Origin of the sequence: Rhodanobacter sp. DHB23 (assembly GCF_014842975.1) — a bacterium.
GTDB lineage: Bacteria > Pseudomonadota > Gammaproteobacteria > Xanthomonadales > Rhodanobacteraceae > Rhodanobacter_A.
The window spans coordinates 138,191-160,351 of sequence record NZ_JACYXK010000026.1 but is presented as its reverse complement, the minus strand read 5'-3'; the positions used below and the strand labels follow the sequence as shown (position 1 = coordinate 160,351).

The following is a 22,161-nucleotide window of genomic DNA, read 5'->3' as shown; positions in this document are numbered from 1 at the left end:
GGGCATGCGGCGGCGGGGGAGGATCGCCGCCGCATGCCCCGGCACCGGGGGAATCAATAGCCCGCGGCGAGTCCGGCGGGGCGCCTGGGATCGTTGGCGCCTTCCAGCAGGCCGGTCCCGGGATCGACCATGATGGCCTCGTCGGCGCCGATCGAATGGCGCGTCTTGAACGTGTAGCCCTGCGATTCCATCGTCTTCTGGGCCTGCGGCGTGATCAGTCCGGGTTCCACGTACACCACGTCGGGGAACCACTGGTGGTGCATGCGCGGCGCGTCGATGGCCTGCTGCAGGTTCATGCCGAAGTCGATCACGTTGAGGATGCTCTCCGTCGTGGTCGAGATGATGGTGGCGCTGCCGGGGCTGCCGGTGATCATGAACGGCTTGCCGTCGCGCAGCACGATGGTGGGCGTCATCGAGCTGAGCGGGCGCTTGCCCGGCTCGACCTGGTTGATCACGCCCTGCACCAGCCCGGCGCCGTTCGCCTCGCCGGGTTTGCCGGTGAGGTCGTCCATCTCGTCGTTGAGGAAGAAGCCGGTGTCGCCGGCGATCTGCCGGATGCCGAACAGGTAGTTGATGGTGTAGGTCACCGCGACGGCGGTGCCGTCCTTGTCCATCACCGAGTAATGCGTGGTGTGATCGCCCTCGGGCTGGCCAAGGCTGCCCTGGACCTCGGACGAGGGCGTGGCCTGGTCGGGCAGGATGGTGGCGCGCACCTTGGCCAGGTGCCCGGCCGACAGCAACTGGTCGACCGGGTTGTGCACGAAGGCGGGGTCGCCGAGGTAGGTGTTGCGGTCGGCGAAGGCGCGGCGCTCCGCCTCGACCAGGTAGTGCAGGCTCCTGGCCGAGCCGTAACCCCACTGGCCGAGCGCATAGGGCTCGACCAGCTTGAGGATCATGCACACGGTGACGCCGCCGGAGCTGGGCGGCGGCGCGGACACGATGGTGTAGCCGCGGTAGTCGCACTGCACCGGCTTGTCCCATTGCACGGTGTAGCTGGCGAAGTCCTGCATCGAGAGGATGCCGTGGCTGGCCTGGCTCGCCGCGACCAGCTTGCGCGCGATCGGGCCCTTGTAGAACGCGTCGGTGCCACCTGCGGAAATCTGTTCCAGCGTGTGCGCGAGCTGCGCCTGCACCAGCCGCTGGCCGGCCACGTACGGCTTGCCATGGTCGAGGAAGATCGCCGCCACGTTCGGATGCTTGGCGAAGTCCTGCACGCTGTCGTCGAGGATGTCCACGTCACCCTGTTCGAGCACGTAGCCTTCCTTCGCCAGCTTGATCGCCGGCGCGATCACCTGCTGCAGCGACAGCGTGCCGTACTTCTTCAACGCCTCGTCCAGCCCCATCACCGTGCCGGGCACGCCCACCCCGAGCCAGGTATCGGTGCTGAGCCCCGGGACCAGGTTGCCCTTGGCGTCCTGGAACATCGTCGGCGTGGACTTCAGCGGGGCCTTTTCGCGGAAGTCGAGGAAGACGTTGCGGCCGTCCTTGAAGTGGATGGTCATGAAGCCGCCGCCGCCGATGTTGCCGCAGCAGGGATGCACCACGGCCTCGGCGTAGCCGACGGCCACCGCGGCGTCGATGGCGTTGCCGCCCTGCTTGAGGATGTCCAGCCCGACCAGGGTGGCCATGTGCTGCGCGCTGACCACCATGCCGTGTTTCGCGGTGACCGGCCTGGCCTGTTCCAGTGCCGCCTGCGTGGCGGCGGGTGCGCTGGCTATCGCGGCGGTTTGCGGCGGGTTGGCATCGCGCGCGTGCAGCGGCAGGCAGCAGGCGGCGATGGCGGCCGCCAGGGCGCAGGGGCGCCATCGCGGCAGGGCGCGGTGCCGGTGGCTCGATCCGCATTGCGGTTGCGCCGTGCTGTGGTCGGACATGCGTTCGGTCTCCTTGCGTGTCCCGGAAGCATAGTCACGCCCGTGAGGGCCGCACCAATGAAAAGACGCACGAGAGGCATAACCGGTGGTTGTCGGCGCGCCGCGCCTGCCGCCATCGGGGCGCGATGTTCAATCCGTCCATACACCTGCATCGCGCAGGCGTTTGCGCAGGCCGTCCAGCTTGTCGCCGTAACGCGCGCTGCGCGCGGTATCACGGCGCATGGGCTGCCGCACCTGCGCCGCGCTGGGCGCGCTCAGCACGGCACGCGAGGTCTTGTGGAATTCCAGGCAGGCAGGGTCGAACGGCAGGCCGCAGAAATCCAGCAGGCGGCGGATGGTCGGCTCGGGCTCGGCGGTCAGGGTTTCGTATTCGAGATCGAACACCTGGCCCGGATACCGCTGCAGCCAGAAGCGCGTCAGGCGGGTGAAGTCGATGCAGTAGTCGGCCATCTCGTCGAGATCGCAGGTGAAGCTGCTCTGCTCGGTGAAGAGCTGGCGGAAGCAGGCCAGGCAGGTTTCCAGCGGATCGCGCCGCACCACCACCATGCGCGCCGCCGGCAGCATCGCCAGCGCGGCGCCCACCAGGTACCAGTTCACCAGGCTCTTGTCGGTGAAGCGTGGCCTGGCCTTGCGCCACGGCGCGGTGCGCGCGAGGTATTCCCTGCCCAGGCGCTGCCAGTCCGCCGCGCTGGCATGCGGCGTCCACAGCGGGAACGCGGAATGGCGGCGGTGCGTTTCCGCATCGATCACCTGCGACAGGTCCTTGATCTCGTTCGCGCCCTCGACCTCGGGATGCGAGGCCAGGATCTGCTCGACCAAGGTGGAGCCGGAGCGCGGCACGCTGACGATGAAGATCGCTTCGCGGCCGAGCGCGGGATCCAGCGGAGCCGGCATGTCGTGCGCGAAGATGTTCCGGATCGCCTCCACGCGCCGCCGCTCACCCGCGGCATCCCAATGCACGCGCTGGCGCCGCGAGGCATTGGCTTGCCGGAACAGCTCGAAGGCCTGCGCGTGCTCGCCCTGGTCCTCCAGCGCCTTGGCCAGCGCGAAGCCGAGCAGCTCACGGTGGCGCGGCGGTTGGCCGCCACGCGCCAGAGCCTGCCGCAGCTGCGCCGCATCGGTGGCGTCGAAGCGCACGGTGTTGAGGTTGGACAGCCCGAACCACGCCTCGGCGTTGCCCGGGTCGTGCCGCAGTACTTCGCGGAAGCCGGCCACGGCGGCATCGATTCCGCCCTGGCTGGCCAGCGCCTTGGCCAGCGACAGGCGGGCGGGGAGGTGCGCGGGGGCAAGCGCCAGTGCACGTTGCAGCGTGGCGATGGCCTCGTCGGCGCGGGCATGCCGCCACAGGGCCTCGCCCAGGTTGAAGGCGGCGGATGCGGAAGCGGGATCCAGTTCGCAAGCGCGCCGCAGGTGCGCCATGGCGGCTTCGATCTCGCCGCGTTCGTGCAGGGCGATGCCCAGCCCCACGTGCAGGTCGGAGTCGTCGGGCCACACCGGCAGCACGCGCAGGAAATACTCGGCGGCCCTGGCCTGGTCGCCGCGGAGCTGGGCCATGACGCCGTACATGCGCAGCGCATCCGCGTTGTCGGGTGCGAGTGCCAGTACTTGCCGGATCGAGCGTTCCGCGGCATCGGGTTGCCGTTGCTGCCATTCCGTGCGTGCCTTCGCCAGCAGGTCGGCGACGGTTTGCGGTGACAGGTGATCGGTCGGAGAACTCATGTCGTCACGGGCGCGTCTGGTTGAAAACGCAGGCTACTACATCCACAACGAAGCACCGTGAGTCGGTCAGGGCAGCTCCGGATGCGACTCGGAGCGCAGCTTTTCTAAAAAGTGCGACCAAGGATGGCCGCCCGTTTGACCTTCGCGTTCACGGACGAACGCACAGGCACACTCACGCAAAAAAACGCCGGGCACGGGGCCCGGCGCGTAGGGGAGCGGAAGGCATCCGGTCAGAAATCGTAGGCAACCGAGAAGCGCACGCTGCGCGGCGGATAGGTGTCCTGTATGCGGCCGTAGTCCGGGTTGGGCGAGCTGGTGGTGCCGTAGAAGTCGTTGTAGAAGATCGTCGTCTGGTCGTTGAGCACGTTGAACACGGTGAGGTTGAAGTCGAGCTTCTGCTGGGCCCACTTCGGCTTGTAGTCCAGGCTGAGGTCGATGTCGTGCACCCACGGCGTGAAGCCGAGCGAGCCGGGCGGCACGGGCACGCCGCCGCACCAGTAGTAGGTGTGCGAGCCGTGCAGGGGCTCCTGGTCCGGGCCATAGCCGCCGCGGCACATCACCGGTGTGCCGGAGGTGATGTAGAGGTTGGCGCCGACCGTCCACTCCGGCGTGAGCGCATAGGCGCCGAAGATCTTGAACTGGTGCTTGCGGTCGTTTGGCAGCACGCCGCCCGAATAGTCCATGCGCTCCGGGAAATCCCACGCCGTGGTGAGGGATTCGTATGAACCGCCCTGCTGCGAATACGTGCTCACCGGGCCCTCGTCGTTGCCCCAGCTGCGCGAGAACACGTAGTCGAACTTGGCAAACCACTTGCCGTCCCATGCATGTTCCAGCGACAGGTCCAGCGAGTAGTAGCGGCGCTCGGGCCCCTTCGGGAAGCCCTGGTCGGCGCCGGTCAGCGTCACCGGCACGAGGTTGCCGCCAGGAGACTGCATCCAGATGTAATTGGTCACCCCGGGATTGATCAGCACCAGGCTCTGCGCGTAGTCGGAGCAGTTCTGCGGCGTCATCCAGGAGTAGCCCTGGGCGCGGCCGGCCGCGCATTCGATCTGCTCGTCGTCGAAGTCGTCGATGATGCGGTTCATGCGCTGGTAGGTGCCGGTGGCGCTGAACACCCAGTTCGTGCCGAGCATGTTGAATTGCTGCTGCAGGCCCAGCACGTAGTTGTCGGAGAACTCGGCCCTCGCGTTGCGTGCGGCGGAAACGCGCGGGTCCTTTGCCTGGCCGTATTCGTTGTCGATCGAAACCCCCGTCGAGGGGCTCTGCGGCAGCGGGGTGAAGCCGGTGGGTATGCCGGTGACGGGATCGATGCCGGTGTAGGTTCCGTAGATGCCGGCGTTCGTCACGGGGGCGGCTATGGACAGGGCCACATTGGTCGGCAAGGCCAGGTAGTAGCGCCCCGCGTTGCCGAACACCTTGAGCGAGGCATCGCCGTGCACGTCCCAGCTGAAGCCGAGGCGCGGTGCCCATTGCGGCTTGGTCTCGCGGATATACGGCACGCCGGAGGCGTCGTAGTTCACGAACTGGTCGTTGCGCAGGCCCAGGTTGAGCAGCAGGTTCGGGGTGACCTGCCAGTTGTCCATGACGTACTGCGCGCGCTGCGTGACGCGCACGGAGGCGGCGCTGATGTCCGTGTGCTTCTGCACGTAGTAGCAATGCATCTTGCCGTCCGAGCCCAGCCCGCATTGCGGGGATGGCGCGACATAGGGCGGGACGTTGGGGTCGGTGCCGAACACCGGTTGGCCGGGCGTGCTCTCGCCGTACATCCACTGGTAGCCGGGTCCGGTGTCCAGCGAGCCGTCGTCGATGTCGTATGAGTTGATGTTGTCGATGCCGACCTGGAGATCGTGGTTGCCCAGCTTCCAGTCGAGGCTCAGGCGGTAGTTGGTGATCGATTCGCGGTGATCGGGGTCGGAGAGCGTCGAGTTGGACTGCGAATTGATGATGCCGCCCGGGGGGACGAAGGCCGGATCCTGCATGGAATGGCTGGCGATAAACGGCAGGTTGGGGTCGTATCCAGGGTAGGCCGGCTGCGTCGAGTAGTACTGGCCGTGCATCTTGCCGTAGGTCGCATTCAGCGTGATGTCGTCGGTGATGTAGGAGGTGTAGTTCAGCACCCCCATCTTGAACACGGTCTTGTTGTATTGGCCGAGGTGGTCGAAGGCGCCGTTCTGCAGCGTGTCGTAATCGAAGTCGTAGTAGGTGCCCAGCGTCTGGTGCGCGTTCTGCAGGTAGCTCAGCGTCAGCACGTTGCTGTCGTTGATGTTCCAGTTCAACTTGCCGTAGAGCTTCGGATCGTGCTCGGTGAAGGTGTCGGAGAAGCCGCCGAGCTCCTGGGTGCTGTGGTACTGGCTGTCGTCCTTCTCCGCGCTCAGGAAGAAGAACAGCTTGTCCTTGATCAGTGGGCCGCTGACGTAGGCGTCGTAGATCTTTTCGTCGGAAGTGTTGCCGTTGCGGTAGACAGCCATGTCGCCGGGCGAATAGACCGGGTCCCCCGCCTCCAGCGGATTGGCGTAGTGGATGTTGTCCGGCTCGGCGCGCATGCTGGCCGGCTGCCATAGCGCGCGCACGCCGAAGTGCCAGTCGTTGGTGCCGCTCTTGCCGATCTGGTTGATCACGCCGCCGATGGAGCGGCCGTAGCGGGCGTCGTAGCCGCTGATGTAGGTCTGCTGCTGGTCGATGGCGCCGTAGGGCAGCGCGATGCCGCCCGAGCTGTTGAGCGCCTCGGTGGTGTTCATGCCGTCGACGTAGTACGCGTTCTCCGCCGTGGAGGCGCCGCCGAACACGTTCATCGGCGCGCCGAGCGGGCCGGTGCCGAGTTCCGGCGAGCCCATGTTGACCCCCGGCGCCAGCATGGCGATGTCCTCGGCGGTGCGCGCCAGCGGCAACTGCTGCAGCTGCTTGGAGGTGATCGTGGTGACCTGGTTGGTGGTGGTCACGTCGATCGGTGGCGCGCTGTTGGCCGTGACGCGGATCGAATGGAGGTTGGTCGCGTTGACGGCGTTGCCGGACGCGGACGTGAAGTCGACCGCCACTGCGCCCGCCGCCACCGGCGTGACGTCGGTGCGGGTCTGCACGACCTGGCCGTCCTGCAGCAGCGACACCGTGTAGGTGCCCACCGGCAGGGTGATCGAATACTTGCCGGATGCGCTCACCGGGATGCTGCGATTGAAGCCGCTGCCGCTGGTGATCTGCACGGTTTCGCCTGGGGCCGTCGGCGCCGTGCCGTAGATGGTGCCGTTGGTGGCCTGTGCCCAGGCCGTGCCCGCGGCGCCGCAAGCGAGCAGGCCGATGGCAAGGGGCAATGCCTTGCGCTTGAGGACGTCGTTACGGTGCGACACGCGCCGGGATTTGCCCTTCATGTACTCACTCCACTGTGGTGTAACGCCGGATACAGCGACCTGGGTTCGCGAGCGGGACTGTCATCGTCCAAACGCTCGCGCGCCGAATGTCGCTGGCGGATGTGCTTGTCGTCGGATCGAATACGGGCGTGGAGATGCCGGAACGTGGCGGCATCGCGGCATGTCGCGGCGCTGGCGTTCCCCTGGGTTCGCCATGCGCCTGGCAGCGATGCGCATCGAGCGGACATCCTCCATGCCCACAGTGCCGGTCGAGCGTAGTCCGCGCTGTGTGACAGCCGCCAATGAAAAGTCTTGGTACGGCCATAACTGCGGGTTATGCGTGTCGTTTGGCGCTTGAAATATTCCCCGGCGTGCGCTTCATTCGTGCACTCTCGATCATTCCGACGCACGGGGAATACGCATGAAACGATGGCCATCGCTGGTCGGCGCAGTCGCCTTCGCCGCGTCCGCATGCTGCACGGCGCACGTCGACGCAGGCGCTCCCGCCAACTCCGTCGCGTTGACGGTGAGCCTGCCCGACCCCGCGCAGAAAGTGCTTTACGTGCACGAGGTGATGCCCGTCGCGCCGGGCAAGCTCACGCTGTACTACCCGAAGTACATCCCCGGCGACCATGCACCGGACGGCCCCATCGGCGCGATGATGGGCCTGCAGATCAGCGCTGGCGGCCAGCGCATTGCGTGGCAGCGCGATCCGGTGGACATGTTCACCCTCCACCTGGACGTGCCGGCCGGCGTGGACAGCATCGACATCCGCTTCCAGTTTCCCGACACGGACCGGATCACGCCGGACCTGATGGACCTCACCTGGGACCACGTGGCGCTGTATCGCGCCGGCGAGCCGACCAGGGATCAGCTGTTCCAGCCCACGCTGGAGATGCCGGCGGACTGGGGCTACGGCACGGCACTGGAGACGGGCGCGCGCGACGGCGGGCGCATCCGCTTCAGGCCCGTGCCGTTCAACACGCTGGTCGATGCGCCGGTGATCGCCGGCAGGTATTTCCGGCAGATCGACGTCACCCCGGCGGACTCAAGCGTGCATCGCTGGCTCGACCTGGTGGGCGACAGCGAGGCCGCGCTGCAGATCAAGCCCGAGCAACTGGCGGGCTATCGCAACCTGGTCGTGCAGGCGCAGGACCTGTTCCATTCGCACCACTACACGAACTACCACTTCCTGCTGACGCTGAGCGATCACACCTCGGTCGGCGGCCTGGAACACCACCAGTCCAGCGACGACCGCGCGCGCGGCGGTTCGCGCATGTTCGCCGACCCCGGGCACTTCCTGCTCGACGGCTCGCTGCTGCCGCACGAGTACACGCATTCGTGGAACGGGAAATTCATGCGCCCGGAGGGCTTGTGGCAGCCCGACTTCGAGCAGCCCGAGATCGCCGACGGGCTGTGGGTGTACGAGGGCCTCACGGTCTACCTCGGCGATGCGCTGACCGCGCGCAGCGGCCTGTGGTCGGCGCAGGACTGGCGCGACGCGGTGGCCTACCGCGCGGCGTCCTTCGCGCACCGCCCCGGTCGCGACTGGCGCCCGCTGTCGGATACCACCCGCGCCGCGCAACTGCTCTACGGCGGCGATCCGGGCTGGGAGAACTGGCGCCGCGGCACCGACTTCTACCGCGAAGGCCAGTTGCTGTGGCTGGCGGTGGACACCAAGATTCGAGCGCTCAGCCGCGACAAGCACACGCTGGACGATTTCGCGCAACGCTTCTTCGGCCAGGACGATGGCAGCTACGTCACCCGCACCTACACCTTCGACGACGTCGTCGCCGGACTGAACGCGGTGCAGCCCTGGGACTGGGCGAAGTTCCTGCACGGCTGGCTGGACGGCGTGGGCGACGAGGTGCCGCTGCTGTCGGGCATCGAGCAGAGCGGCTGGAAGCTGGTCTATACCGACACGCCTTCGCGCTACCAGTCCGCCGTCGAGAACGTGGGCGCCGAGGAACTGAGCGCGTCCGGCGTCAACGAGATGTTCTCCGTGGGCCTGTTCATCAGGCATGACGGCAGCATCATGGACGTGTTGTGGCAGGGACCGGCCTTCAAGGCCGGGCTCGCGCCGGGCATGAAACTGCAGGCCATCGATGGCCACGCGTACACGCCGACCGCATTGCGCGATGCCATCGCGCGTGCGCAGAAGGACGGGCAGCCGGTCCGGATACAGGCGACGATGGATGGCGTCAACCGCACGTACGCAGTGGATTACGACGGCGGGTTGAAGTATCCGCACCTGGTGCGCATACCGGGCACGCCGGACTACCTCAGCGAGATCCTTGCGGCGAAGAAGTGAGGAGACTTTGATTCTGCCCGTCATCCCGGCTTTCGCCGGGACGACGGGCAAAAACATCTGTCCGGACTTTCCCGTTTGCTTCGACAGGGGCGTAGCCATGAAAACCGCGCGAGTGCTGTTGGCCAGTTGCTTGCCGTGCCTGTTCCTCATGGCTGGCCTCGCCCATGCGGACGGCCCCGTGGCCACCGTGCGCGTCGCCTTCGATCGCCAGGGCATCACCTCCGTCCAGACCGAGGGCTTTGCCGACAAGGCCATCGTGCGCAAGGTCACGGCGGACGACCCGGTGCGCATCGCCTCGATCTCCAAGATGGTTACCGCCATCGGCGTGATGCGTCTAGTCGAGGCCGGCAAGCTGGATCTGGATGCGGATGTTTCCAGCTACCTTGGCTGGAAATTGCGCAACCCGACTTTTCCAGATGTTCCGATCACATTGCGCCTGCTGATGTCGCACCGCTCCAGCCTTACCGACGAAGCCGGTTACTGGCAGACGCCGCTGGGCGAGCCGTTGCGCGACATCCTCGACAACCCGCACGCATGGGACGCCAGACACGCGCCTGGCACGTATTTTCGCTACACCAACCTCAACTATCCGGTGGTGGCGCAGGTGATGGAGCGCGTCACCGGTGAGCGCTTCGATCGTCTGGTGCAGCAACTGTTGCTGAAGCCGTTGGGCATCGATGCCTGCTTCGGTTTTGCCACCTGCGACGATGCGATTGCCGCGCGCGTCATCGTGCTGTACGACGGCAACGGCAAGCCGGTGATGGACGATAACCACGGCCACAGGCCGGCTTGCCCGGTCAGGCCCGCGCGCGACGGAAGTTGTGATTTGGCCGTCTATCGTCCGGGCGAAAACGGCGCGTTGTTCGGGCCGCAGGGCGGCTTGCGCATTTCAGGCATCGGACTCGCACGCATCGGCATGCTGTTGCTCAACGACGGCACGCTCGACGGCATGCAACTGCTGAAGCCCGCCTCCGTGCAGGCGATGGCAACACCGACCTGGGAATACAACGGCCACAACGGCCTGACCTACGAATGGGACGACGCCGATCACCAAGGCAGCTTCTTCTGCCACTGGGGCATGGGCCTGCAGATTCTGGCCACCCAAGTCGATGGCTGCCGCGACGACCCGTTCGGCGACGGCGTGGCCCGCGTCGGCCACTCCGGCACCGCCTACGGCTTGCAGGCGGGCGTGTGGCTGGATCGCGAACATGGTATTGGCGTGGTGTGGATTGCCACGGGCATGCCGGAGAAGCGTGTTGGTGGACGTTCGGCTTTCAGTGGTGTGGAAGAAAAGTTGGCGCGCGGCAAGTAAGTATTGCCGCGGCTCGTTTTATCGACACGCTGCCACGGCATCGTCCGCGCTGGGCGTGGCTTGCGACAGCAGGCGAAGTCGAAACGTCTTGCATGGCTGCCCTTCGACTTCGGTCCTGCAGGCCTGCGCTCCAGGCGAACGGTCGAGAAATCCTCAAGCCGCCGATATGCCCGCCTCACGCAAACGCTGGCGCAAACGATCCAGCTTGTCGCTGTAGTGCGCACTGCGTGCGGTGTCGCGGCGCAAGGGCTGTCGCACTTGCGCGGCACTGGGTGTCAGCACGGCGCGTTTCGTCCGGTGGAAATCGAGGCAGGCGGAATCGAAGGGCAGGTCGCAGAAATCCAGCAGGCGGCGGATCGCCGGCTCCGGTTCGGCCACCAGCGATTCGTAGGGGAGGTCGATCACACGGCCGGGATGGTGATCCAGCCAGAAGCGCGTCAGGCACAGGAAGTCGATGCAGTAGTCGGCGGCTTCGTCGAGGTCGCTGGCGAAGCCGATTTCCTCGGTGAAGCATTGGCGATAGCACGCCAGGCAGGTTTCCACCGGATCGCGTCGCACCACGATCACGCGCGCTGCCGGCAGCATCGCCAGGGCCGCGCCTACGAGCCGCCAGTTCAGCAGGTTCTTGTCGGTGAAACGTGGTTTGGTCTGACGCCAGCGCGAGGTGCGCGCAAGGTAGTCGTGGCCGAGGCGTTGCCAATCGCCTGCCGTCGCGAGTGGCACCCACTGCGGAAACGCCGTGCCGTGGCGCCGCGTCTCTGCCTCGATCACCTGCCGCAGATCCTTGATCTCGTTCGCGCCCTCGATCTGCGGATGCGAGGCGAGGATGTGTTCCACCAGCGTCGAGCCGGAGCGCGGCATGCTGACGATGAAGATGACTTCGCGGCCAAGCCCGGTGTTCAGCGGTGATGGCATGTCGCCAGCGAATGCGCGCCGGATGGCATCGACGTGACGGCGTTCGCCCGCGGCGTCCCACTTCATCCGCGTGCGACGCGATTCGTTGACCCGCCGGAACAGATCGAAGGCTTGTGCGTAATCGCCCCGGCTTTCCAGTGCCTTCGCGAGCGCGAAGCTGAGCAGGTCACGATCATTTGCCGGCACGTCCGTGCGTGCGCAGGCGCGTTGCAGGCATGTCACATCGGCGGCGTCGAAGTGCGAAGCGTTGAGCGACAACCCGTGCCATGCCTCGGCGTTGAACGGCGCGCAGCGCAGCACGTCGCGGAACCCGGCTACTGCGGCATCGACTTGCCCCAGGCTGGCCTGCGCCTTGGCCAGCGACAGTCGTGCGGAAAGATGCGCGGGATCGAGTTCGATGGCGCGCCGCAAGGGGGCGATTGCTTTCGTCGTGCAGGCCTGGCGCTGCAACGCTTCGCCGAGGTTGAACCACGCCTGCGCGGAAGCCGGCGCGAGTTCGCAGGCGTACCGCAGATGCGTGATGGCTTCATCCGTCTCGCCCTGCTCGAACAAGGCGATGCCCAGCCCGATGCGCAGGGCCGGGTCGGCGGGCCATGTCGCCAGCACACGCTTGAAGCATTCGGCAGCCTTGGCGTGGTCGCCGCGCCGCTGCACCGCCGTGCCCAGCATGCGGGTGGCTTCCGCATCTTCGGGTGCCAGGGCCAGTGCGGCGGCGATGGAACGCTCGGCAGCGTCGAACTGCCGTTGCGCCCATTCCTGTCGTGCTTTTGCCAGCAGGCGTGCCGTCATTCAGAAATCATAAGCCACGGTAAACCGGAACATGCGTGGCGATTCGGTGGCCTGGACCTCGTTGTAGTCGTTGTTCGGATAGAGCGTCGAGCCGTACCGGTCGTCCTTGAACAGCGGCGTCTGCTTGTTGAACACGTTGAACACGGCAAGGCCGAAGTCGAGTTTGCCGCCGGCCCACTTCGGCTTGTAATCCAGATTGAAGTTGTAGAGGTGCACCCACGGCATGAAGCCGTTGGAGCCGATGGGCGAGGGCACGCCGCCGCACCAGTGGTAGTCCGAGCCGTAGCCCAGTGGATCGCTTTCGCCGGGGCCGTAATAGCCCTGGCAGATGTTCGGCACGCCGGAGGCGATGTAGATGTTGCCGGCGATCTTCCATTCCGGGGTGAGGGCATAGGCGCCGTAGATCTTGATCTGGTGCCTGCGGTCGTTGGGTAGCAGGCCGTTCGAGTACTCCATCAACTGCGGGAAATCCCACGCCGTGGTGTGCGACACGTAGGATGCGCCGCTGGTGCCGGTCTGCGTTTCCACCGGGCCTTCGTCGTTGCCCCAGTTGCGCGCGAACACGTAGTCGATCTTGGCGAACCACTTGCCGTCCCACACATGCTCCAGCGAGAGGTCAAGCGAGTAGTAGCGGCGCTTCGGCCCCATCGTGAAGCCCTGGTCTCTCCCCGTGAGTACGACCTTGTGCAACTGGCCGTCCGGACCGGGCATCAGGATGTCGCTGGTCGATCCCGGATTGAGCAGCAGCAGGCCGGTCGCATAGTCGCCGCAGTTTTCCGGAGTCAGCCACGAGTAGCCCTGCGACAGGCCCGCCGCGCACTCGGCCTGGATGTCGTCGAAGTCGTCGATGATGCGGTTCATCTTCTGCCACGTGCCGGTGGCGGTGAACACCCAGCTCGTGCCCAGCATGTGGAACTGCTGTTGCAGGCCAAGCACGTAGTTGTCCGAGTACTCGGCCTTGATGTTCTGCGAGGCGACCGTGCGCGGATCGGCGGCTTCGCCGTATTGGTTGTAGAGCGACACGCCCGTCGCGGGGTTCTGCGGCAGCGGCGTGAAGCCGGTGGGTATGCCGGTAGTCGGATCGACACCCGTGTAGGTGCCGTAGATGCCGGTTTTCAGCGTGGGTGCCGACACATCCGCGCCCACCGCGGACGGCAGTGCGAGGAAGTAGCGGCCCGCGTTGCCGAACACCTTGAGCGAGGCATCGCCGTGCACGTCCCAGCTGAAGCCGAGGCGCGGCGCCCATTGCGGCTTGGTCAGCCGGATGAAGGGGATGCCCGCCGAGTTGTAGTTGGTGAACTGATCGTTGCGTATGCCGAGGTTGAGCAACAGGTTCGAGGCGATCTGCCAGTTGTCCTCGATGTATTGCGCGCGCTGCGTGACGCGCACGTTGGCGGCTTCCTGGTTGATCATCTTCGCCACGTAATAGCCATCCGTACCGGCGGCGTTCGTGCCGGGCGGTGCCACATAGGGCGCGACATCGGGGTTGGAACCCACGAGCGGCAGGTTGGGGTTGGATAGGCCATAGGCCCAGAAGTAGCCCGGTCCCGTGGTCGAGTAGCCGTCGTCGATGTCGTAGGTGTTGATGTTGTCGATGCCGGCCTTGAGGTCGTGGTCGCCCAGCTTCCAGTCGAGGCTCAGGCGATAGTTGGTGGCATCGACGGTATGCCCGGAATTCGGCATTGCCGAGTTGTTTTGCGCATTGCGTATGCCCAGCGTGTCGCCGGGCGGCAGGAACGCCGGATTCTGCAGGCTGGCGCTGGCGATGTACGGCAACGCGGGGTTGTAGCCGGCGTAGGCCGGTTGCTGGGTCCAGTATTCGCCGCGCGTCTTGCCCAGCATGGCGTTGAAGGTCAGGTTGTCGGTGAGGTAGGAGGTGTAATTCGCCACCCACATCGTGAAGCTGGTCTTGGCGGTCTGGCCGAGGCCGTCGAAATCCCCCTTCTGCAACGTGCCGTAATCGAAGTCATACACCGACTGCCAGATCTTGTAGGAGTTCTGCAGCGCGCTCACGTTCAGCACATTGCTGTCGTTGATGTTCCAGGTGATCTTGGCGTACAGCTTGGGGCTGTGGGTGGTGTAGTCGTAGGTGTAGGGGTTTTCGTAACGCCCGGTGTTGCTGCCAGTCGCGTCGTCCTTCTCGATGCTGGCGAAGAAGAACAGCTTGTCCTTGATGATGGGGCCGCTGGCGTAGGCGTCGTAGATCGTTTCCAGATAGCGGTCGTCGCGGTTGTAATCCTCGATCTGGCCGAACTGTTGCCCCGGCTGGGTCCAGCGCGGGTTGGCCCAGGTGTAATTGACGTCATCGCTGCGCAGGCTGGCGGGTTCCCATTGCGCGCGCACGCCGAAGTGCCAGTCGTTGGTGCCGCTCTTGCCGATCTGGTTGATCACGCCGCCGATGGAACGGCCGTATTCGGCGCCGTAGCCGCTGATGAAGGTCTGCTGCTGTTCGATCGTACCGTAGGGCAGGGCGACGCCGCCTTGTCCGGCGAGCGCATCGGTGGTGTTCATGCCATCGACGTAGTAGGCGTTCTCCGCCGTCGATGCGCCGCCGAACACGTTGATGGTGTTGCCCAGCGGGCCGCTGGCCAGATTGGGCGAACCCATGCCGACGCCCGGTGCCAGCATCGCGATGTCCTCGGCGGTGCGGCCCAGCGGCAATTCCTGCAACTGTTGCGCGGTGATCGTGGTGACCTGGTTGGTGGTGGTCACGTCGATCGGCGGGATGGTATTGGCGGTGACGTGGATCGAGTCGAGGTTGGTCGCGTTTGCCGCGCTGGCGGTTGTGAAATCCACCGCCACCGCACCCGCTGCCACCGGCGAGACGTTGCTGCGGCTCTGCACGACTTGCCCGTTTTGCAGCAGTGACACCGTGTAACTGCCCACGGGCAGGGTGATCGAATACTTGCCGGATGCTCCCACCGGCACGCTGCGATTGAAGCCGCCGCTGCTGGTGATCTGCACGGTTTCGTCGGGCGCCACCGGTACCGTGCCGTAGATCGTGCCGTTGGTGGCTTGCGCCCACGCCGTGCCCGCGGCGCCGCAGGCGATCAGGCCGATGGCGAGAGGCAGTGCCTTGCGCTGAAGGCCGTTGTGACGATGCAACGTGCACAGGAATTTGCCCTTCATGTATCCACTCCACTGAGGTGATATGCCGGATATGGCGAACGGGATCCGCAGGCAGCTCGAACGCGGGCGTGGAGATGCCGGGACGCGTGGCGGCATCGCGGCATGTTGCGGCGCCGGCGTCCCCTCGCCATGCGTCGGTCAACGATGCGCATCGAGCAGACACCCTCCATGCCCACAGTGCCGACCGAGCGTAGTTCGTGCTGCGCGATGGCCGCCAATGAAAAGACGTGTGCACGCCATAACTACGGGCTATGCGCATCGTTTCGTGTCCCGCACGGACGCGGCCAAGGCATGCACGCGGCCCGTGCCGGCGGGCGTCGCGGCGCTTGCTGAGTCGGCAGGCAAACGTGGCGATTTCGACCGGCGCGGCAATCAGTGCCAGCTGTTGACGAACCCCGTGATGATGATCGCGTTGGTGAAGTCGATCAGGAATGCGCCCACCACCGGTGCCACCAGGAAAGCACGCGGCGCCGGTCCATAACGCTCGGTCAACGAACTCATGCAAGCCACGGCATTCGCGGTGGTGCCCAGCATGAAGCCGGTGAAGCCGCTGGCCATCACGGCGGCGTCGTAGTCGCGCCCCATCAGCTGCAGCAGCGGCCAGCAGCAGAACGCGAGCACCAGGATCGACTGCACCGCGAGGTTCGCCAGCAGCGGCAACGCCAGTCCGGCCAAATCCCACAGGTGCAGGTTCATCAGCGCCACGACCAGGAACAATGACAACGCGGTGTTGCCGATCAGCTCCATGCCACGCGTCGACAGGCCGAAGCAGCCCAGCCAGTCGTCGATGTTGCGGATGGCCGCACCGGCCAACATCGCGCCGATGTAGCTGGGCAGCGTCACGCCGAGGCGGCCCAGGCCGCCGCTGATCCACGCGCCGATGCCCATCGCCAGCAGCATGAACACCAGGCTCTTGAGTCCCGCATAGGTGGGATCGACCGTGCGCCCGGGTTCCGCCGCAGCGACCACGGCTGGTACATCCACGCCGGCATCGGCGGTGGCATCGGCCACGCGCAGGTTGAAGCGCCTGATCAGCATCACCGCGATCGGCGAGCCGAAAATGGAGCCGAGCACGATGCCGGCCATCGCGTTGGCCAGCGCCACGCTTTGCGCGCCGTGTACGCCTGCCTTCTCGAACAGCGGCGCGAAAGCCAGGCCGGTGGCGGGCCCGCCCGCGAGCGTGACCGAGCCGGTGACCACGCCGAACAGCGGCGGCAGGCCGAAGGCCCTGGCCATGGCGATGCCGAGGAAGTTCTGCACGATCGCCAGTACGCTGGCCAGGGCGAGGAACAGCAGGATCTGGCGGCCGCCGACCTTGAGCAGGGTCGCGCTGGCGTTGAAGCCGATGCCGGTGAAGAACGCGATCATCAGCGGCTGCTGCCACGCGGTGTCGAAGCGCAGCGGCGTGACGCCCCAGTGCTTGCAGGCGAGCATGGACAGCGCCACCAGCAGGCCGCCGATCACCGGCGCGGGAATGCTGAAGCGCATCAGCAGCGGCACGCGCCGCCGGATCAGGTAGCCGACCAGCAGGAACAGGCCGCCGCAGGCCAGGGTCTGGATCGGATCGAACGTCAGCACGTGCAGTCGCTCCAGGCGGCGCCATTCATGCCGGCAAGGAACCACGATGCCGGATGTTCAACCCGGGAAGCATGCGACGAGGTTGTCCACGATGGCTTCGACGCCCATGGTGACCGGGTCCTGGCAGGGCAGCCCGAACAGTGCGCCGACTTTCTCGCAGGCGGCCTGCGCCTCGTGCGCCGGCATCTTCGAGGTGTTCAACGCGATGCCGACGGGGCGCACCGCGGGGTTGGTCAGGCGCGCGGCGGCGAGGTTCGCCTCCATGCAGGCCACCAGCTCCGGGATCGGGTAGTGCGGCAGCCCGCGCATGTGCCGGCGCGTGGGCTCGTGGCAGAGCACGAGGGCGTCGGGTTGCGAGCCGTGCAGCAGGCCGAGCGACACGCCGGCGAAGGAGGGATGGAACAGCGAGCCCTGGCCTTCGATCAGGTCCCAGCCACCGTCGTCGCGCGCGGGCGAGATCGCCTCGGCGGCGCCGGAGATGAAGTCCGCCACCACCGCGTCCACCGGTATGCCCGCGCCGGCGATCAGGATGCCGGTCTGCCCGGTGGCGCGGAAATCCGCCGCCTGGCCGCGCGCGCGCAGCGCGCGCTCCAGTGCCAGCGTGGTGTACATCTTGCCGACCGAGCAGTCCGTGCCCACCGTGAGCAGGCGCCGGCCGGCGCGCGGTTTGCCGTTGCCGACCGGGACGTCATGGCCTGGCGCGCGCGCGTCGAACAGTGCGCGGCCGTTGCGTTGCGCTGCGGCCACGATGTCGGCGTTGTCGCGCAGCTTGTGGTGCAGGCCGGAGACCACGTTGAGCCCGGCGTCCAGCGCGGCCACGGCATCGGCGACGATCTCCGGGCCCATCACGCCGCCCGCGTTCGCCGCACCGATCACCATGGTGCCGGCGCCTTGCGCCTTTGCCTGCGCGAAGCCGAGTTCGGGAAGGCCCAGCGTCACCGCGCAATCGGGGCGGCGATGCTGGCCGAGGCAATGCTCCGCCCGCCAGAACGCCAGGCCGCGCGCGGTCTTGATCGACAGGTCGTCGACCGCGCTGCCCAGGTACAGCAGGTACGGCGGGCCCCAGCGGACTGCGGTTTCTGCACCTTGGTTCGACATGGGGACACGGGCTCCTTGGGTTGCGCTATCGCCTCGCACAGCGTGCCGAGCATAGTCAGCGGCGAATACGGGTCGCCAATGAAAAGACTGGCAGAGGGCATAACCGGCGGTTGTGGGCGGTGGACGATCCAGGTGCGGAGTTTGCCTGCAAAAACGTAATGTGTTGCACTCGGATGCGCATGCCGAAGGCCGGGGGAGTGAGATGCGACTGCGCTACATCGAGTTGTTCCATGCCGTATTGAGCACCGGCAGCCTGACCGGCGCGGCGAACCTCCTGAACATCTCGCAGCCCGCCGCGAGCAAGGCCCTGCAGCAGGCGGAAAACCACCTGGGCTTTCCCCTGTTCGGTCGCGTGCGCGGCCGCCTGCAGCCCACCCAGCAGGCGCTGCTGATGCGCCACCACATCGACCGCATCATGCGCGAGATGTACGACCTGCAGCGCCTGTCGGCGAACATCACGCGGCCCGAGAGCCATCCGTTGCGCGTCACCTGCACGCCCACGCTGGCGCAGACCCTGGTGCCCGACGTGATCGCGCGGCTGGGCAAGGTCTATCCCGACACCAGCGTCGAGCTGTTCACCCAGCACTCGGCGCCGATGTGCGAGTCGCTGATGCTGCGCGAGAGCGACATCGGCCTCACCCTGCAGGACATGAGTCACCACGGCCTGGTCCAGCAGCCGCTGTGCGGCGGCAACATCATGGTGATCGCGCCGCCGGGCTGGTGGCCTGACCGCGACCTCGCCAGGCCGTTGCCGATCGCAGCGCTGGCCGGCCAGCCGATGATCGGCATCACGGTGCAGGATGCGATGGGCAACATGCTGCAGGGCCATCTCGCCAAGGTCGATCCCGCGCCGCGCGCGCACGTCTGGGTACAGACCTACCAACTGGCATGCTCGCTGGTCGCGCGCGGCGGCGGCCTGGCGCTGGTGGACCCCTTCACCGCGCGATGCAGCAGGGAACCCCTGCAGATGCGTCCGCTGAAGCTGCAGCTCGATGTCACGCTGCGCGCCGTCTACCGCCCGGACAGCCCGTTGAACGGCGTGCAGACGCGCTTCCTCGACTACGTGCGCGAGTTGGCGCAAGGGTTGCTGGCGAACGCCGGAGCGTAGGATCTTGCTCCAAATCTCCCGGGCAGGGGCCAAGGCGGCGATTGTGATGTTGAGCCTGCGCAGACGGCTTCGAGCAGTCATTTGGACCATCAAGGAGGGCGGCATGGCCGCCGATACCCATGGCGGTAAGCCTTACGTGGCCAACGGAGAAACGCAACGTGGATATCGAAAGGTTCAAGAAGGAGCACGTGGATCTGCTCGCAGCCGTGACGCTCCTGCGTGAGCTGGTACAGCAGGGGTGCAAGGAGCACGCCGAGGCGATACACCGGCAACTGTCGGCAATGAGTTCCGCGATCAAGCTGCACCTCGCTGCGGAAGACCGGATGCTCTACCCGGCCCTGATGAGGGCGGCCGATCCGGCGATTGCGCAAACCGGGCAGCGATTCCAGGAAGAGATGGGCGGATTGGCCGCCGCCTACATGGCGTTCTCCACGCGTTGGGGCTTGGCCACCAAGATCGCCGCGGACCCACAGGGTTTCAGGGACGATGCCAACGAAGTCTTCAAGGCGCTGCACCAGCGCGTGCAACGGGAGAACAGGGAACTGTATCCGTTGGCGGAGCGCTTGTAGGCACGTCCGGCCGGCTTGGTGGCCTGCTGGATGGCCGCTTGCCGCGAGGCTGCGCGCGGTCCGCCGAGCGGGCAATTTCTTGGGCGATATGCCGACGCGCCCCTGCATTGCGCATACCTGTCGGCGCACGGGTTTGGGCGAAGTTTCCGCGGCGGCGCGCGTCAGGCGGCACGCTCCGTCGTGGCCTGCGCGCGACCAGCCTGACCAGGCTGATAAGAGCCGTAGTAGCGGAGTCGCCGACGTCGTCGAAGAAGAGGAAGTTGTAGAGCGCAGGGTGTCCGTAGTCGATCCCGAACGGCTTGCCCATCCAGCCCAGGCTCCATGCCGTAAGTGAATGGGAGTATTCGCGGGTCAGATAGGGGATGCGTGGGTTACCAGCAGCACGAATGAAACGATGCCGAAGCGGATGTTCTCGACGGTGATCTTCCCTCCCATGGCTGTCCCCGGAGTGATCCTTTTGCTTGATTAAACCCGTAGGGCGCCGATGTGATGGAGCATCAGCCCGCTTGATGCCAGTCGCGCACCGTTTCCGCGAACGTCAGGCAATCCGCGAAACGGTTGTACAGCGGCGCGGGCGAGATGCGGATGACGTCGGGCTCGCGCCAGTCGCCGGTCACGCCGTGCTCCATGAGGTGCTCGAACAGGGCGCGGCCGCGTTCGCGGCCGCCGTGCACGCGCAGGGAAAGCTGTGCGCCGCGGCGCGCAGGATCGGCGGGCGTCAGCACGTCCAGCACGTCGGCGAGCTGCGTGTTGACCAGCCATTCCAGGTAGCCGGTGAGCTTGAGCGACTTCTCGCGCAGCCGCGCCATGCCGGCGCGATGGAAGATTTCCAGCGATGTGCGCAGCGGCGCCAGCGCGAGGATGGGCGGGTTGCTGAGCTGCCAGCCGTCCGCGCCGGGGGTGGGCACGAACTCGGGACCCATGCGGAAGCGCGTGGTCTTGTCGTGGCCCCACCAGCCGGCGAAGCGCGGCAGCGCGGCGTGCGCATGGCGCTCGTGCACGAAGGCGCCGCCGACCGCGCCGGGGCCGGCGTTCATGTACTTGTAGCTGCACCAGATCGCGAAGTCGGCGCCGCTGTCGTGCAGCCGGATCGGCAGGTTGCCCACGGCGTGCGCGAGGTCGAAGCCCACCACGCAGCCATGCCGGTGGCCGAGTTCGGTGATCGCCTTGAGGTCGAAGGCCTGCCCGGTGCGGTATTGCACGCCGGGCAGCATCACCAGCGCGATACGCGGGCCGTACTCGGCCAGCGCGCGTTCGATCGCCGCCATCGACAGCGTGCCGTTCGGCTCGTCGGCCTCCAGTTCGATCAGCGCGGTGGCCGGGTCGAAGCCGTGGAAGCGGACCTGCGATTCCAGCGCGTAGCGGTCGGTGGGGAAGGCGCCGGCCTCCATCAGGATCGCGGGGCGCTCGGCGGTGGGGCGGTAGAAGCTCACCATCATCAGGTGCAGGTTCACGCCCAGCGTGTTCATCGCCACCACTTCGGACGGCAGCGCGCCGACCACTTCGGCGAGGTGGTCGCGCACGAATTCGTGGTAGTCCATCCACGGCAGGCGACCCTTGAAGTGGCCTTCCACGGCAAGTTGCGCCCAGTCGTCCAGCTCGGCGGCGAGCGCGGCGCGCACGGCGCGCGGCTGCAAGCCCAGCGAATTGCCGCAGAAATACGCGCTGTCGCGGCCGTCGTGCGGCGGTATCAGGAATTCGTCGCGGAACGCGCGCAGCGGGTCGGCGGCATCGGCGGCTTGCGCCCACTCGGCGCTGGCTTGGTAATCGGTCATCGGAAGGGCCTGCATGGACGCATGCTGTGCGTGTAGGAGCGCACCCTGTGCGCGAATGCCCTGATGCTTCGATCAGAGCCAAAAGCATTCGCGCACAGGGTGCGCTCCTACATGGTTTATGTCATTGCAACCGCGCGGCGATCGCCGCGCAGCCGCGGTCGAACGCGGTGATCCATGCCGCGCCGGCCTGGCTCTGCTGCGGACGCACGCAGCGCAGCTGGATCGCGTAGCTGCCCTTGAACCAGTAGCGCTCGTGGTAGCTGGAGGCGACGCCGGATTCCTGCGCGGTGTAGCTGAGGTCGCCCGGGTCGGAGCCGGCGCCGGCCCTGTAGCCCGTCAGCGTCGTTGCCCTGGCGGCGGCCTGGCTCTGATAGGCGCGGAATGCGTCGAGGTCGGCCACCTGCGTCACCGTCACCGTGACGCGCGCCAGCACGATCTGGCCGGTGGGCGAGGGGTCGGGCACCTCGAATGCACGCACCTCCGGGTCGCCGTCCTTCTCGAGGATTTCCATCCATCCATCCGGCGTGCTGAAGCTCACGCTGCCGTTGGCCATGCTGACGTCGGCGGCCGGTGCCGGCGTGGCGGCGAGCAGGCCGATCGCGAGTACGACGGCGGCAAGGGCGGTACGCGGAAAATCCATGCGGGG

Annotated in this window: 13 protein-coding genes; 4 read left to right on the top strand and 9 right to left on the bottom strand. The window is 66.5% G+C overall.

All coding sequences use genetic code 11. The features are described from left to right. Positions 1–53: 53 nt before the first annotated feature. The 3 genes from ggt to IHE47_RS09080 all read right to left on the bottom strand — a co-directional run bounded on the left by ggt (position 54) and on the right by IHE47_RS09080 (position 6,952). Positions 54–1,871 carry a gamma-glutamyltransferase gene (gene ggt / locus IHE47_RS09090; RefSeq protein ID WP_192105576.1) on the bottom strand — a complete coding sequence of 606 codons (1,818 nt, stop codon included), beginning with the start codon at positions 1,869–1,871 and terminating at the stop codon, positions 54–56. A gap of 129 nt (positions 1,872–2,000) precedes the next feature. Continuing rightward, complete coding sequence (locus IHE47_RS09085) at positions 2,001–3,590, bottom strand: tetratricopeptide repeat-containing sulfotransferase family protein (protein WP_192105575.1); 1,590 nt, start codon at positions 3,588–3,590, stop codon at positions 2,001–2,003. A gap of 230 nt (positions 3,591–3,820) precedes the next feature. Further along, complete coding sequence (locus IHE47_RS09080; RefSeq protein WP_192105574.1) at positions 3,821–6,952, bottom strand: TonB-dependent receptor; 3,132 nt, start codon at positions 6,950–6,952, stop codon at positions 3,821–3,823. 400 nt (positions 6,953–7,352) lie between these two features. Between IHE47_RS09080 and IHE47_RS09075 the strand changes: the two genes are divergently transcribed. Next, positions 7,353–9,242 carry a M61 family metallopeptidase gene (locus IHE47_RS09075; protein WP_192105573.1) on the top strand — a complete coding sequence of 630 codons (1,890 nt, stop codon included), beginning with the start codon at positions 7,353–7,355 and terminating at the stop codon, positions 9,240–9,242. Positions 9,243–9,249: 7 nt separating this feature from the next. After that, positions 9,250–10,554, top strand: coding sequence for a serine hydrolase domain-containing protein (locus tag IHE47_RS09070; protein ID WP_225561730.1), 1,305 nt, complete (start codon positions 9,250–9,252; stop codon positions 10,552–10,554). A gap of 153 nt (positions 10,555–10,707) precedes the next feature. Here IHE47_RS09070 and IHE47_RS09065 read toward each other — a convergent pair whose 3' ends face one another. The 4 genes from IHE47_RS09065 to dgcN form a co-directional block, all read right to left on the bottom strand. After that, on the bottom strand, positions 10,708–12,258 hold the full coding sequence (locus IHE47_RS09065) for a sulfotransferase family protein (protein ID WP_192105572.1): 1,551 nt from the start codon (positions 12,256–12,258) through the stop codon (positions 10,708–10,710). Then, the gene (locus IHE47_RS09060; protein WP_192105571.1) at positions 12,259–15,387 is read right to left on the bottom strand and encodes a TonB-dependent receptor; all 3,129 of its coding nucleotides are present in this window, start codon (positions 15,385–15,387) and stop codon (positions 12,259–12,261) included. It abuts the gene before it with no gap. 372 nt (positions 15,388–15,759) lie between these two features. Next, positions 15,760–16,965 carry a sodium/glutamate symporter gene (gene gltS, locus IHE47_RS09055; protein ID WP_192105570.1) on the bottom strand — a complete coding sequence of 402 codons (1,206 nt, stop codon included), beginning with the start codon at positions 16,963–16,965 and terminating at the stop codon, positions 15,760–15,762. A 57-nt stretch (positions 16,966–17,022) separates the two neighbouring features. After that, complete coding sequence (dgcN, locus tag IHE47_RS09050) at positions 17,023–18,063, bottom strand: N-acetyltransferase DgcN (RefSeq protein WP_192105569.1); 1,041 nt, start codon at positions 18,061–18,063, stop codon at positions 17,023–17,025. A 202-nt stretch (positions 18,064–18,265) separates the two neighbouring features. Between dgcN and IHE47_RS09045 the strand changes: the two genes are divergently transcribed. Beyond that, the gene (locus IHE47_RS09045) at positions 18,266–19,171 is read left to right on the top strand and encodes a LysR substrate-binding domain-containing protein (RefSeq protein WP_192105568.1); all 906 of its coding nucleotides are present in this window, start codon (positions 18,266–18,268) and stop codon (positions 19,169–19,171) included. A gap of 158 nt (positions 19,172–19,329) precedes the next feature. After that, positions 19,330–19,740 (top strand): hemerythrin domain-containing protein, encoded by a 411-nt coding sequence (locus tag IHE47_RS09040; protein WP_192105567.1) that lies wholly within the window; start codon positions 19,330–19,332, stop codon positions 19,738–19,740. 497 nt (positions 19,741–20,237) lie between these two features. Here the strand turns inward: IHE47_RS09040 and kynU are convergent, their stop codons facing one another. Beyond that, positions 20,238–21,515, bottom strand: coding sequence for a kynureninase (gene kynU, locus IHE47_RS09035; protein ID WP_192105566.1), 1,278 nt, complete (start codon positions 21,513–21,515; stop codon positions 20,238–20,240). A gap of 121 nt (positions 21,516–21,636) precedes the next feature. Next, positions 21,637–22,155, bottom strand: a complete 519-nt coding sequence (locus IHE47_RS09030; protein WP_192105565.1) for a hypothetical protein — start codon at positions 22,153–22,155, stop codon at positions 21,637–21,639. Positions 22,156–22,161: the final 6 nt, after the last annotated feature.

Excerpts from the sequence above, each read along its gene's own strand:
- ggt (WP_192105576.1), bottom strand. The coding sequence starts at position 1,871 with ATGTCCGACCACAGCACGGCGCAACCGCAATGCGGATCGAGCCACCGG.
- IHE47_RS09085 (WP_192105575.1), bottom strand. The coding sequence starts at position 3,590 with ATGAGTTCTCCGACCGATCACCTGTCACCGCAAACCGTCGCCGACCTG.
- IHE47_RS09080 (WP_192105574.1), bottom strand. The coding sequence starts at position 6,952 with ATGAAGGGCAAATCCCGGCGCGTGTCGCACCGTAACGACGTCCTCAAG.
- IHE47_RS09075 (WP_192105573.1), top strand. The coding sequence starts at position 7,353 with ATGAAACGATGGCCATCGCTGGTCGGCGCAGTCGCCTTCGCCGCGTCC.
- IHE47_RS09065 (WP_192105572.1), bottom strand. The coding sequence starts at position 12,258 with ATGACGGCACGCCTGCTGGCAAAAGCACGACAGGAATGGGCGCAACGG.
- IHE47_RS09060 (WP_192105571.1), bottom strand. The coding sequence starts at position 15,387 with ATGAAGGGCAAATTCCTGTGCACGTTGCATCGTCACAACGGCCTTCAG.
- dgcN (WP_192105569.1), bottom strand. The coding sequence starts at position 18,063 with ATGTCGAACCAAGGTGCAGAAACCGCAGTCCGCTGGGGCCCGCCGTAC.
- IHE47_RS09045 (WP_192105568.1), top strand. The coding sequence starts at position 18,266 with ATGCGACTGCGCTACATCGAGTTGTTCCATGCCGTATTGAGCACCGGC.
- kynU (WP_192105566.1), bottom strand. The coding sequence starts at position 21,515 with ATGACCGATTACCAAGCCAGCGCCGAGTGGGCGCAAGCCGCCGATGCC.
- IHE47_RS09030 (WP_192105565.1), bottom strand. The coding sequence starts at position 22,155 with ATGGATTTTCCGCGTACCGCCCTTGCCGCCGTCGTACTCGCGATCGGC.